This is a genomic window from Novacetimonas cocois (assembly GCF_003311635.1).
GTDB classification, from domain to species: Bacteria; Pseudomonadota; Alphaproteobacteria; order Acetobacterales; family Acetobacteraceae; genus Novacetimonas; species Novacetimonas cocois.
The window spans coordinates 65,457-78,437 of the sequence record NZ_QEXL01000012.1; the positions used below are offsets into that span (position 1 = coordinate 65,457).

At 62.8% G+C, this 12,981-nt stretch carries 12 protein-coding genes; 7 read left to right on the forward strand and 5 right to left on the reverse strand.

Annotation, left to right across the window (positions count from 1 at the left end; all coding sequences use genetic code 11):
• Positions 1 to 11 precede the first annotated feature (11 nt).
• Positions 12 to 953 carry a hypothetical protein gene (locus NJLHNGOC_RS10210; RefSeq protein WP_206059763.1) on the forward strand — a complete coding sequence of 314 codons (942 nt, stop codon included), beginning with the start codon at positions 12 to 14 and terminating at the stop codon, positions 951 to 953.
• 208 nt (positions 954 to 1,161) lie between these two features.
• On the opposite strand, the gene NJLHNGOC_RS10215 is transcribed toward NJLHNGOC_RS10210, so the two are convergent.
• Positions 1,162 to 2,049: a LysR family transcriptional regulator gene (locus tag NJLHNGOC_RS10215; protein ID WP_110528198.1), complete on the reverse strand. Its 888-nt coding sequence runs from the start codon at positions 2,047 to 2,049 to the stop codon at positions 1,162 to 1,164.
• Between the two features lie 277 nt (positions 2,050 to 2,326).
• The gene (acnA, locus tag NJLHNGOC_RS10220; protein ID WP_113596261.1) at positions 2,327 to 5,020 is read right to left on the reverse strand and encodes an aconitate hydratase AcnA; all 2,694 of its coding nucleotides are present in this window, start codon (positions 5,018 to 5,020) and stop codon (positions 2,327 to 2,329) included.
• 272 nt (positions 5,021 to 5,292) lie between these two features.
• Between acnA and ccmA the strand changes: the two genes are divergently transcribed.
• Together ccmA and ccmB are read left to right on the forward strand one after the other, a co-directional pair.
• Positions 5,293 to 5,937, forward strand: coding sequence for a heme ABC exporter ATP-binding protein CcmA (gene ccmA / locus NJLHNGOC_RS10225; RefSeq protein WP_110528205.1), 645 nt, complete (start codon positions 5,293 to 5,295; stop codon positions 5,935 to 5,937).
• The gene (gene ccmB / locus NJLHNGOC_RS10230) at positions 5,934 to 6,614 is read left to right on the forward strand and encodes a heme exporter protein CcmB (RefSeq protein ID WP_110528208.1); all 681 of its coding nucleotides are present in this window, start codon (positions 5,934 to 5,936) and stop codon (positions 6,612 to 6,614) included. Before ccmA ends, ccmB begins: the two co-directional genes overlap by 4 nt.
• 154 nt (positions 6,615 to 6,768) lie before the next feature.
• On the opposite strand, the gene NJLHNGOC_RS10235 is transcribed toward ccmB, so the two are convergent.
• A complete protein-coding gene (locus NJLHNGOC_RS10235; protein ID WP_113596262.1) occupies positions 6,769 to 7,155 on the reverse strand; it encodes a copper resistance CopC family protein in 387 nt (128 codons plus the stop codon).
• Between the two features lie 122 nt (positions 7,156 to 7,277).
• Positions 7,278 to 8,408: a type III PLP-dependent enzyme gene (locus NJLHNGOC_RS10240; RefSeq protein ID WP_113596263.1), complete on the reverse strand. Its 1,131-nt coding sequence runs from the start codon at positions 8,406 to 8,408 to the stop codon at positions 7,278 to 7,280.
• Positions 8,409 to 8,903: 495 nt separating this feature from the next.
• Between NJLHNGOC_RS10240 and NJLHNGOC_RS10245 the strand changes: the two genes are divergently transcribed.
• Entirely contained in the window at positions 8,904 to 9,896 is a 993-nt protein-coding gene (locus tag NJLHNGOC_RS10245; protein ID WP_113596264.1) for a YihY/virulence factor BrkB family protein, read from the forward strand.
• Here the strand turns inward: NJLHNGOC_RS10245 and NJLHNGOC_RS10250 are convergent.
• On the reverse strand, positions 9,853 to 10,356 hold the full coding sequence (locus tag NJLHNGOC_RS10250; RefSeq protein WP_239021464.1) for a septal ring lytic transglycosylase RlpA family protein: 504 nt from the start codon (positions 10,354 to 10,356) through the stop codon (positions 9,853 to 9,855). The two genes, NJLHNGOC_RS10245 and NJLHNGOC_RS10250, sit on opposite strands and share 44 nt — an antisense overlap.
• Before the next feature lie 323 nt (positions 10,357 to 10,679).
• Here NJLHNGOC_RS10250 and aroQ point away from each other — a divergent pair, with 323 nt between their 5' ends.
• The 3 genes from aroQ to accC are packed head-to-tail and all read left to right on the forward strand — an operon-like array spanning position 10,680 to position 12,942.
• Entirely contained in the window at positions 10,680 to 11,135 is a 456-nt protein-coding gene (gene aroQ, locus NJLHNGOC_RS10255; RefSeq protein ID WP_110528217.1) for a type II 3-dehydroquinate dehydratase, read from the forward strand.
• Positions 11,132 to 11,593, forward strand: a complete 462-nt coding sequence (gene accB / locus NJLHNGOC_RS10260; RefSeq protein WP_113596266.1) for an acetyl-CoA carboxylase biotin carboxyl carrier protein — start codon at positions 11,132 to 11,134, stop codon at positions 11,591 to 11,593. Before aroQ ends, accB begins: the two co-directional genes overlap by 4 nt.
• Positions 11,593 to 12,942, forward strand: a complete 1,350-nt coding sequence (accC, locus tag NJLHNGOC_RS10265; protein ID WP_113596267.1) for an acetyl-CoA carboxylase biotin carboxylase subunit — start codon at positions 11,593 to 11,595, stop codon at positions 12,940 to 12,942. The genes accB and accC overlap by 1 nt, the downstream gene beginning before the upstream one ends.
• The last annotated feature ends 39 nt before the right edge of the window (positions 12,943 to 12,981 follow it).

The following is a 12,981-nucleotide window of genomic DNA, read 5'->3' on the forward strand; positions in this document are numbered from 1 at the left end:
TGAATTCCGGAATGTCTGCTGTCTCCCGTCTGTGGCACCGTGCCCCCCTGTGGCGTCTGTGCCTGTATTCCATTTTCATCTTTTCCATCCTGATGCTGGTGTTTCCACCCGCTTACCTGTCACGCCTGTGGCCGGGGGTGCAGAACATCACCCAGCGCATCCATCACGCGCTGGGCATGAATGACGCGCCGCCTGCCGCCGACAATGCTGGCGGGGGGGACGACGGGGTCGTGACCATGATGCCGATCACCGATCGCCTGACCAAGGCGATTCCGTTCGCGGGCCGCATCCTGCCGCTGCCCGCCGGGGTGTGGCATCCGGTCATGAACGTCATCACCGGTCCCCATGGCGAAATTCTGGAAAATATCCTTGTCCGCGTTCATGACCACGTTGTCACGGGCCTGATCGGGGCGGAAGCCAGCACGCAGGCCGTGCCGGAAAGTGCTGCGCTGACGATGGATTCAAGCTGTCATGATGACCGCAACCTCGCGGCCCATACCCTGCCCGCGAAACCGCCCGGTGTGGAATGCTGGTTTACCGCCGCCGTCTATCCCACATCGATCACGCGTACCGCCATCATTGCCAACCGCCTGAAGGAACTGGGCTTTACGCTGCCGAATGTTCTGTACAAGGCAAGCTGGACCTATGCCGCGCCATCCCCCGATCATACGGTCAATGTGGAAACGGTGACGATTTTCCTTAACCCCGTGGCCACGGAAAAGACCGCGTCCCTGCAAAGTCCCGATGACTGGGCCAAGGAAAACCTGTCGCAGCATCCCGCCGCCCTCAATTTCGTTCAGAAGGGCAACAGCTGGATGGAGACATGGGCGCACATCCTGCATGACGGCTTCAACAGCGACATGATGGCCTCAAGCGAGGAGCAGCGCGCCCGCGCGGCACAGGACCCGGCAGCCCCGACCGATACGAAGAACGCCAACAGTTCCCTCGACTGAGAGGCCGTTTGAAAAGGCTGACCTGACAACCCTCTGGAATCATAAAAGTTTTTGGTGAAGCTTTTTGTAAAAGCTTCAAAAAGACGCCGCCTTATTTAGATGAAAGGCGACACCCAAAAAAACCTTTGTTATTTATTATCAGCAGGTTGTTTTCAAACAGTCTCCAAGTGAGACGGCTGGCGGACAGCATAGTCAGCCGCATTATCCCCTATCGCAGGACGTCCGAAATATCGATCAGGAAGTCCAGCACCGTGCGGGTCCGCAGGGGCAGTGTGCGCGGCCCGGTATGCACGGCATAGAACGGCAGTTCCGGGACGGTCCATTCCGGAAAAAGATGGATCAGTCGGCCACTGGCGATATCTTCTTCCACCTGGAAGGAAGGCAGCATGCCGATTCCCAGCCCCGAACGGACCGCCTGCAGGACGGCTTCGCTGCTGTTGGCACGGAAAGGACCGCTGGCGGCCACGACGTTTTCCTCGCCCTTGCAATCGAAATGCCAGTCATGGCGCGACCCGCCATAGCTGTAGGCAATGCAGGGATGGTTCAGCAGGTCGCGCGGATGCGCCGGCGTGCCGCGTCGGGCCAGATAGTCGCTAGACGCCACGACATAGCGCCGTACGGAGCCGAGTCGCCGTGCGATCAGGGACCCTTCGGCAATCGCGCCGACCCGCACCGCAAGGTCGAGTCCCTCTTCCACCAGGTCGCCGAATCCGTCACGCATGACCAGTTCGACCGACAGGTCGGGATGTTCCTCCAGCAGCTTGCCCAGCTTGCCGGTCAGATACAGGCCGAACGCCGTCGTAACCCCCAGCCGCACCAGCCCCGATACGGATGCCCGGCGGCGTCCCAGCGCGGTTTCCGCCGTCTCCAGGATTTCCAGCACTTCATAGGCATGGGGTAGCAGGCTGCGACCATCCTCGGTCATCATCAGGCTGCGGGTCGTGCGCGCGAACAGGGTGGCGCCATAATGCGCCTCCAGCAGGGCGATATGACGTGAAATCGTCGGCTGGCTGGCCCCGGTTTCGCGCGAAACGGCGGAAAATGAGCCAGTTGCGGCCACGCGAACGAAGCTGTGCAAGGCAGAGAGCAGATCCATGAGGCCCCGGTACGTCCAGCATGTTATTACAACATCTAGGGTTTTAAACGATGCCGTATTTATACACAATATGGCGTAAAGGCACCGCCGACATGTGTTTGTTGCAAGGATCCCCGACACAGGGCGAATTCCCGCACTTCCACTCATGATCCCGGCTGGATGCCCGTCTGGCCTGACGGGAATGTGCATTCCCCGCACAAAAAAACGGCGGCCCGCTGAACGGACCGCCGTCTTTAATTGTTCATGCTGGCGAAAACGCCAGACGTCCCGTGGGAAATCAGGCCGCCTTTGTCATGCCACGCAGAACGGTCTGCAGAATGCCGCCATTGCGGAAATACTCGACCTCGTCCAGCGTATCGACACGGCACAGCAGGGGAACTTCCTGCTTGGAGCCATCGGCGCGGGTGATGGTCATCGTCATCGTCATGCGCGGGGTGATGTTGTCCAGCCCCTTGATTTCGATGATTTCATCGCCCTTCAGGCCCAGCGTCTTGCGCGTCGTGCCGTCCTTGAACAGCAGCGGCAGGACGCCCATGCCCACCAGGTTGGAACGGTGGATACGCTCGAAGCTTTCAGCGATCACCGCACGCACGCCAAGGAGCAGGGTGCCCTTCGCCGCCCAGTCGCGCGACGAACCCATGCCGTATTCCTTGCCGCCGAAGACAACCAGCGGGGTGCCTTCTTTCTTGTACTCCATCGCCACGTCGTAGATGGCGCCTTCCTTGCCGTCGGGATAGTGCTTGGAGAAACCACCCTCGGTGCCCGGAACCATCTCGTTCTTGATGCGGATGTTGGCGAACGTGCCACGCACCATCACGCGGTCATTGCCACGACGCGAACCGTAGGAGTTGAAGTCCTTCTTCGCGACGCCATGGGCTTCAAGATACTTGCCCGCGGGGGAGCTTTCCTTGATCGCGCCGGCGGGCGAGATGTGGTCGGTCGTGATGTTGTCACCCAGCAGCGCAAGGATGCGCGCGCCGATGATGTCGCCACGCGGCTTGGGCTCGGGCGTGATGTCCTGGAAGTACGGCGGATCCTGCACGTAGGTGGAGGACGGATCCCACGGATAGGTTTCCGAACCCGTCGCGACCTTCAGGTTCTGCCATTCCTTCGTGCCCTGGCTCACATGCTTGTAACGCTTGATGAACTCGTCACGGGTGATGGCCGATCCCATCAGGGCGGCGATTTCGTGGTTGGTCGGCCAGATATCCTTCAGATAGACCGGCTTACCATCCTTGGAGGTGCCCAGCGACGCCGTCGTCAGGTCCTCGCGGATGGTGCCCAGCAGGGAGTAGGCCACCACCAGCGGCGGGCTGGCGAGGTAGTTGGCGCGCACGTTCGGGGAGATGCGTCCCTCAAAGTTACGGTTGCCCGACAGGACGGACACGGCCACCAGCTTGTTGTTCTCGATGGCGTCGACAATGTGATCCTCAAGCGGACCGGAGTTGCCGATACAGGTGGTGCAGCCATACCCGACGGTGTTGAAACCCATCGCGTCCAGCTCTTCCTGAAGACCCGCACGCGTCAGGTAGTCGGTCACGACCTGCGAACCCGGCGCCAGCGACGTCTTGACCCACGGCTTGGGCTTCAGGCCCAGCGCACGCGCCTTTTTCGCCACCAGACCCGCCGCGATCAGCACTGCGGGGTTGGAGGTGTTAGTGCACGACGTGATCGCCGCGATCACGATGTCGCCGTGACCCAGTTCGTAGTTGGTGCCCGCGACGGGCGCCTTCTTGTTCTTGTCGGCTTCGGGGACGCCCAGGCTGCCGGTCAGTTCCGTCTCAAACGCCTTGTCGGCGCCCTTGAGGACCACGCGGTCCTGCGGACGCTTCGGTCCCGCGATCGACGGCACGATGGTCGCAAGGTCGAGTTCCAGCGTGTCGGTAAAGACGGGGTGTTCCGAATGCGCATGACGGAACATGCCCTGCGCCTTGAGGTATTCTTCCGTCAGCTTGATGCGGTGTTCCTCGCGGCCGGTCTGGCGCAGGTAATCCAGCGTCAGGTCATCGACCGGGAAGAAGCCGCAGGTCGCGCCGTATTCCGGGGCCATGTTCGCGATGGTCGCGCGGTCGGCCACCGGCAGGTGGTCAAGGGCGGGGCCGAAGAATTCGACGAACTTGCCGACAACGCCCTTCTTGCGCAGCATCTGCGTGACCGTCAGCACCAGGTCGGTCGCCGTCACGCCTTCGGGCAGCTTGCCGGTCATCTTGAACCCGATGACATCGGGAATCAGCATGGCGATCGGCTGGCCCAGCATCGCGGCCTCGGCCTCGATCCCGCCGACGCCCCAGCCCAGCACGCCCATGCCATTGACCATGGTCGTGTGGCTGTCGGTGCCGAACAGGGTATCGGGATAGGCGTATTCCTTGCCGTCGACCTTTGCCGTCCACACCGCCTGCGCGATGTATTCCAGGTTCACCTGGTGGCAGATGCCGGTGCCCGGCGGCACGACCGAGAAGTTCTCGAACGCTTCCTGGCCCCAGCGCAGGAAGGCGTAACGTTCGCCGTTACGTTCGAATTCGATCGTGACGTTGTCCTGCAGCGCTTCCGGCGAACCCGCGACATCCACCATGACCGAGTGATCGATCACGAGGTTGACGGGAACCAGCGGGTTGACCTTCTGCGGGTCGCCCTTGAGCTTGAGGATGCCATCGCGCATCGCGGCAAGGTCAACCACGGCGGGGACGCCGGTGAAGTCCTGCATCAGGATGCGCGCGGGCTTGAACGGCACTTCCTTGGTCGAGCTGCCCTTGGGCAGCCAGCCGGCGATCGCCTTGGCGTCGTCAGCCGTATAGGAATGTCCGTCCTCGAACCGCAGGACGTTTTCCAGCAGCACCTTCAGGCTGACCGGCAGTCGCGCGACATTGCCGATGGTCTTCTCGGCTTCGGGGATGGAAAAATAGTGGTAGGTCTTGCCGTCCACATTCAGTGTGCGGCCCGTTTTCAGTGAGTCGTGCCCAACCGTCTTCATTGGCTTTGTTTCCTCCGAGGCATCAGCAGCGATCCATCCACCGAAGCTCTCCCGCCACATGAACAGACAGCGGTGACGTGACCTTTCGGTGGATAACCGGCTTGATCTCCCAACGGTGGTAGAACATACCCGGACGCGGGGCCGACACAAGCTGGCCCCGGTAACAAGAACGCGGGATCGGGTTTCCGCCCGGCCCGTCACATCCCCCACGCGACCATGCGGAGGACCCGGCCATCACTGCCTTTGCCCCCAGGAATACCCCCCTGCTGAAAGTGGAAAATATCTCGGTTTTTCGCGGGGAACGCCTTGTTCTGGACCAGGTTGGCTTTGCGCTGGACGCGGGTGACGCGCTGCTGCTGACGGGTCCGAACGGGGCGGGCAAGTCCACGTTGCTGCGCGTGCTTGCCGGGCTGCGCAAACCGGAAGGCGGCCATGTGCTGTGGTCAGGCGTCGATGCGCTGGCGGACCGTTCGCGCCATGCCGAACGCGTGGCCTATCTGGGGCATCAGGACGCGCTGAAACCCGGCCTGACGCTGTTGGAAAACCTGACACTCGCCGCCAGGGCAAGCGGGGCGGATCCGTATTCCTGCATGTCCGCACTCAATATTTCCGGACTGGCGGACCTGCCGGCACGCATGCTTTCGGCGGGGCAGAAACGTCGCGCGGCACTTGCGCGGGTGCTGCTGGCGCGCGCGCCGCTATGGCTGCTTGACGAGCCGAGCCTCGGCCTCGACAGCAACACGATGGGACTGCTGGAAACGCTTTTCCGCGCCCATCGCGATGCTGGCGGAATCGTGATCGCAACCACCCACGTTCCCCTTCCCCTGCCTGATGCGAAATCGCTGGCGCTGCCGGGACTGAACGAATCCGATATCCCCCAGGCGATGGAGGATTTCCCCGAGGACGACCTGTTTTGAAGCTGCAGACCCCTACCCTGATCCTCGCTATCCTTGAACGCGATCTCCGCCTTGCCCTGCGGCATGGGGCGGATACGCTCGGGTCCGTCCTGTTCTTTATCCTGGCGGGCGCACTGTTTCCGCTGGCGCTCGGCCCCTCGCCCGAGCTGCTGCGCCACATGGCGCCGGGAATCGTCTGGGTCTGTGCGCTGCTGGCGGCCCTCCTGCCGCTTGACCGCCTGTTCGGGGCGGAGCTGGAGGACGGGTCGCTGGATCAGCTGATGATGACCGGGCTTCCGCCTTCGCTGATCGCGCTGGCCAAGATGATGGCCCACTGGCTGACCACCGGACTGCCGCTGCTGCTGGCGGCGCCACCGCTGGGCATCATGCTGGGCATGCCCACCGACAGCCTGTCCATCCTGCTGATCGGGCTGCTGCTGGGCACGCTGATCCTGTCGCTGATCGGGGGCATGGCGGCGTCCGTCGTCCTGGGCGCGCGCCGGGGCGGGGTGCTGCTGCCGCTTCTGGTGCTGCCACTGACCACGCCTGCGCTGATTTTCGGGGCGGCGGCGCTGGACGCGGCGCAGACGGGACTGTCATGGGGGCCGGATCTGGAACTGCTGGGCGCGTTCCTCGCGGCGGCGATTCCGCTCTGCCCGCTCGCGGCCGGGGCGGGCCTGCGCGCGGCGGTGGAGTGACGGGAAGACGCCCCCGCCCCGTCAGGACGCGGTGGCATATTTCATTAACCCACTGAAGTCATAAAAGTTTTTTGGTGAAGCTTTTTGCAAAAAGCTTCGAAAGACGTCGCCTTTTTAAAAAAAGGCAATGCCCGGAAACTTCCGTTTTTTATCATCAGTGTCCTGCGGTCGCCACGACATGAAATGGCACGCTGCCGTGGCTGACGCCGCTGGCCCTGCCCCCCGCGCGCCATTGCAGGACATAATCGCCCGGCGTGCCCAGCGGCACGTCCACCGCGATCTCCTGCTGCTCGTCATCCTTGGGCGACGCCAGCAGAAGCTGTGGCACGCCACTTGGCCCCAGCAGCACGAGTCGGGTGTGAAACGGATCAATGACCGCATTGAAATCCAGCCGGATCGACACCGTTCCGGCGTTCACGCTCTGCCCCGCCGTCGGGGTCGCATGCACCAGTCCCGGGCTGGCCGATGCCGGACGGGCCAGCCCCAGACATAACATCCCCCCGACAAGGAATGCGGGCAGGAACAGGAATGGATTACGCATGGAACGCCCCCGCACGGAAATGACAGACGGGTCCTGTTCTATAGCGCCACGAAAAATAAAAAAGGGACGGGCGCGAATCCCGCGCACCGTCCCCCACGATTCCGCCAGATGGAATGGCAGGATCAGATATAATGCTCGCTCAGCGGCGCAAGGCCGTTGAACCCGGTCGAGCAGTAGGTCGAGACATATGCCCCGGTCGAGAGCAGTTCGACACGATCCCCCGATTCGAGGCCCAGCGGCAGGTTATAGGGTGTCTTTTCATACATGATGTCCGCGCCGTCGCAGGTCGGTCCCGCAATGGCGACCGGCCCCGTCGCCATGCCGTCATGCGGCGTGCGGATGCCATAGCGAATCGCCTCGCCCTCCGTTTCCGCAAGGCCGCCAAAACGCCCGATATCAAGGTAAACCCAGCGCACGCCATCATCGATGCCGCGACGGCTGACCAGCACCACCTCGGACGAGACGACGCCCGCGTCGCCAACGATGAAGCGCCCTGGCTCCACGATCATTTCAGGCAGGTCATTGCCGAAATGCTCCGTCATCGCGTGGCTGATCGCCAGCGCGAAACGGTCGATGCCCGGCACGTCATCGCGATAGCGAATCGGGAACCCGCCCCCCAGATTGACCATGCGCAGTTCCAGTCCCGCGGCCTTCAGGTCCGTGAACAGCATGCCGACCCGCGCGATCGCGGCTTCATAGGCCCCGGTCTCGGTCTGCTGGCTGCCGACGTGAAAGGACAGGCCATAAGGATCAAGCCCCAGGTCGCGCGCCTGCAGCATCAGGTCGCGGGCATTGTCCAGCGTCGTGCCGAACTTGCGCGACAGCGGCCAGTCTGCGCCTTCGTTTTCCACGATCAGGCGGCAATAGACCCGCGATCCCGGCGCATGGCGGGCCAGCTTGTCCAGTTCTTCGGCACAGTCGAAGGCGAACATGTCGATGCCTGCCGCATGCGCGCGGGCGATGGCCGACGCCTTCTTGACCGTGTTGCCAAAGGAGATGTCCTGCGGCGCGGCACCGGCGCGCAGGCACATCTGGATTTCTTCCCACGAGGCGGCATCGAAGGCAGAGCCCAGCCCGACAAGCCGGTCGAGAATGGCCGGCGCGGGATTCGCCTTGACCGCGTAATAGATCCGCGCGAGCGGCAGCGCCGCATGAAGCGCGCTGTAACGTTCCTCGACGCGATCGACGTCGACGACAAGGCATGGCGTAGCAGGGGCCTGCTCAGCCAGATAACGAGCGATTTTGGGAGTCATCGCACCCAAATCCCTTCTGTACTGCCGTCCGGATGCGTATGGGAATACTGAACAAACGGACAGATGTTGCGAAACGGTCTAACGGACCAGCGACCAGTGAGGGGCCCAAGCAGCAGGCCCCGATTGCCAGAACGCTTGACGTCGTTGCGTAACCTCAGAGGGCCAGTGGCACGTGCGTTGTTGCGTAAGGAGCGCATATGAGGACAATACGCCCGTAACGCAATAGAAAAATTGGCCTCATCCACACCTTTTTCGTCTAAGGTGGGTGAAATCGACCCCAATAATGTCATGACCCGCCCGTGTCCCGACACCGGGCGCGATCGCAGAACAACAGGATACCGGCGCCCCGGCCCGCCCTGTCGAGACCACCGAATAAAGCAGAGCCTGGACAACGCATTGATCTCTTCTTCCCCAGACCAGATCGAGGTAACGGCGCCCGTTACCGTTACCCCGCCGCCACCGCCTGCCGGGCGCGCCACGAAGAATGCCACGGACATGAATGACGCCCTGCACCGTCACATCCTGCCCGTCATGAAGCAGGTGGCCACCAATATCGCGTCCGACCAGATCACGCTGGCGGCGGCCGGATGCGCCTTTTACGCCACCCTGTCGCTGTTCCCGGCCATGAGCACGCTGATCTCGCTTTACGGGCTTCTGTTCGATCCCCAGACGGTGGAGCCGCAGCTTGTCGTGCTGCGCAACCTGCTTCCCCCCGCGGCGTATGACCTGATCTGCGACCGCATCCATATCCTTGTCGCGCAATCGCATTCATCGCTGACATTCAACCTGATCGTGTCCACCACCATCGCCATGTGGTCGGCCTCCGCCGCGACGCGTTCGCTCCTGCTGGCGATGAACGTGGCCTACAACACCCCCGAAACCCGCAGTTTCCTGCGGTTTCAGGCGATGGGCATGATCATGACCCTGTCGGCCATCTGCGGCGGGATCCTGACGCTGGCCCTGATGGTGGCCCTGCCGATCATGCTGGACTACCTGCCGCAGAAGCTCGCCCTTGCGCCGCCGCCGGGTTCGGTCGAACTGCTGGTACGCATGGGCGGTCCCGCCCTGATGCTTCTGTTCGTGCTGTCGGGATGTTCGCTGCTTTACCGATTCGGGCCGAACCGGCAGAGTACGTCGTGGCGCTGCATCCTGCCCGGTTCCGTGGCGGCGACGCTGCTGTGGCTGCTGACGTCCGTCGGCTTTTCCTATTATGTCAGCCATATCGCGGGCTATGGCGCGACCTATGGGCCGCTGGGCGCCTTTGTCGCCACGATGATGTGGTTCTATGTCTCGGCCTATGTCGTGCTGCTGGGGGCGGAACTGAACGCGGGCCTTGAGATACAGATGTGCCTGCGTGACAACGGCCCCCAGATGGAAGGCTGGTCCATCGTCCGGAAATCAGCCACGAAACCGCAGGAAGCCCGGCCCGATACCGCCGCCGCCCCTAGCCATGAGGCCACGCAGCCTCCTCCGGGGGAAGCGCCATGATGTCCACCGCCGTCGTGCCCCGGTCCAGAAGACCGATTTCCCGCGCGGCGGCGGGGGAAAGGTCGATGATCCTGTTGCCGCGATAGGGGCCGCGGTCATTGATCGTGACAATGACCGAACGTCCCGTCGCAACCGCCCGGATTCTTACCCGCGTTCCCAGAGGAAGCTGCCGGTGCGCCGCCGTCATCGCGCCGGGATCAAAGATGTCCCCCGATGCGGTGCGGTGCCCGATTTCACGATGCGTGCCATACCAGCTGGCCAGCCCGTGCTGCGACCATGTGGACGAAACGTTCCGCATCGGTGCGACGGGGGGCAGCCGGCGCAGGTGATGATGGGCCGCCCTTGCATGGCGCACGGCGTGCCGCGTGGCGTGGCGTGCGTGGGCACAGGACATGCCGCCCGTCATGCCGCAGGCGAGCGTTAGCAGACATGACAGCCCCCAGACCAGAAGATCCGGCATTTTCCGCCGCATACGCGGTTGAACATGAAGGGGTCGGGCAATCATGGAATGGACCATTACATAATATACATAAAGGCGACCACCCCGGTTCAGGCACTTTTCCAGCGGGATATTATGACTTGGAAAGTCACCTTTATATTTACTGAGGAATTATTTCATATTTCTGATGCCGTTAGCAGGACGGAACTGTATCCCCGCATGGCTGCGGTGCATGACAGATGCCACCGGGCGGGTCGGGACGGGCGGGTAAAACACACTCGATTCCCCGCCGGATGCAGAACAGGCTTGGATCGTGGCGAAGGGCATGCTACGGCGCCTGCATTATGGAGCGTCCCCTGATTGCCGTTCTCAACGGCCCCAACCTCAACATGCTTGGACTGCGGCAGCCCGAAGTGTACGGCGTCGCAACCCTTGATGATGTCGAACAGGTCTGCGTCCAGGCTGCGGAGCAGCTCGACGTGGCAATCGATTTCCGCCAGACCAACGGCGAAGGGGAACTTGTTTCGTGGATCCAGGAATGCCGGGGCCGCGCACGCGGCATCATCATCAACCCGGCGGCCTATTCCCATACTTCCATCGCCGTGCTCGATGCGCTGCTGGCGGTCGACCTGCCGGTGATCGAAGTACATATTTCCAACATTCATCGCCGTGAGGCGTTTCGCCAGAATTCCTACGTCTCCCGCGCCGCCATCGGCGTCATCTGCGGGCTGGGCGTGCGGGGCTATGCGCTGGCGCTTCAGGCCATGACAGACATGATTCTGGACGAGGACGATCAATGAGCCGACTGCTCGTGGATGCGGATGCCATTCGGGCATTGGCCGAAATTCTGACCGAAACCGGCCTGACCGAAATCGAGATCGCGGAAAAGGACAGCCGGGTGCGCGTGGTGCGCGCGGCCCCCGCCGCAACCCATGCCGTCGCGGCGCCGGCACCTGTGGCGCCGGTGGCCCCCGTCGTCGCGGCCCCGGCCGTCCCGGCAGCGCCGGCCGACCTGTCCAAGCATCCGGGCGCGGTCACCAGCCCGATGGTTGGCGTGGCCTACCTGACGCCCGACCCGTCCTCGCCCCCGTTCGTCACGGAAGGCCAGCAGGTCACCGCGGGCCAGACCCTGATGCTGATCGAGGCGATGAAGACCTTCAACCAGATCAAGGCCCCGCGCGCCGGCACCCTGACCAAGATCCTTGTCCCGTCGGGCGAGCCTGTTGAATACGGCGAAGTTCTGGCCATCATAGAGTAATGTTTTCCAAGATCCTGATCGCCAATCGCGGCGAGATCGCCCTGCGCATCCTGCGGGCCTGCCGCGAACTGGGCATCCCCACCGTTGCGGTGCATTCCACCGCCGATTCGGACGCGATGCATGTCCGCCTTGCCGACGAAGCCGTGTGCATCGGCCCGCCAGCCAGCCGCGACTCCTACCTCAACGTGGCGGCCATCCTGTCGGCGGCGACCATCACCGGCGCGGACGCCATCCATCCCGGCTATGGCTTCCTTTCGGAAAATGCGGATTTCGCCGAAACGGTGGAAGCCCACGGCCTGACATTCATCGGTCCGACCGCCAGCCATATCCGCATGATGGGCGACAAGATCACCGCCAAGACCACGATGAAGGCGCTGGGCGTGCCGCTGGTGCCGGGTTCGGACGGGGCGCTGGAAAACCTGGAACAGGCACGCGCCGTCGCGGAAGAAGTCGGCTATCCCGTGCTGATCAAGGCGGCGGCGGGCGGCGGCGGACGCGGCATGAAGGTCGCGGCCAGCGCCGACGAGATCGAGGAAGCGTGGAGCGTGGCCCGGACGGAAGCCCGCGCCGCGTTCGGCAATGACGAGGTCTATCTCGAAAAATACCTCGACCGGCCGCGCCATATCGAACTGCAGATCATGGCCGACACGCATGGCGAGGTCGTGCATTTCGGCGAACGCGACTGCTCCCTGCAGCGCCGCCACCAGAAGCTGCTGGAAGAGGCGGGATCCCCCGCGCTTGAACCGCATCAGCGTGACCAGATCGGTGAAATCGCGACGTCGGCCCTGAAAAAGCTGGGATACCGCAACGCCGGTACGCTGGAATTCCTGTATCAGGATGGGCAGTTCTGCTTTATCGAGATGAACACCCGCCTGCAGGTTGAACATCCGGTCACGGAAATGGTCTGTGACGTGGACCTGGTGCGTGAGCAGATCCGCATCGCGGCGGGTGAGCCACTGGGTTACAGCCAGAAGGACATCCATTTCTCCGGCCATGCGATCGAATGCCGCATCAATGCCGAAGACCCCCTGACCTTCATGCCGACCCCCGGCACCATCAGCGTGTTTCATCCCCCCGGCGGCCTTGGCGTGCGCGTGGACAGCGCGCTGTATGCCGGCTATCGCGTGCCGCCCTATTACGACAGCATGATCGCCAAGCTGATCGTGCGCGGTCCGACGCGGCTGGATGCCATCCAGCGCATGCGTCGCGCGCTGGACGAGTTCGTGATCGAAGGGGTCAAGACCGTCATTCCCCTGCACCTCAAAATCCTTGACGATCCGGAATTCAGGTCGGGCAACTATACCATCCACTGGCTGGAAAAGTTCGTCGCGGCGCATCAGGACGACTGATCCCCGCAAACAGCCGGTTGATAGATAAAAGAAGTTTTT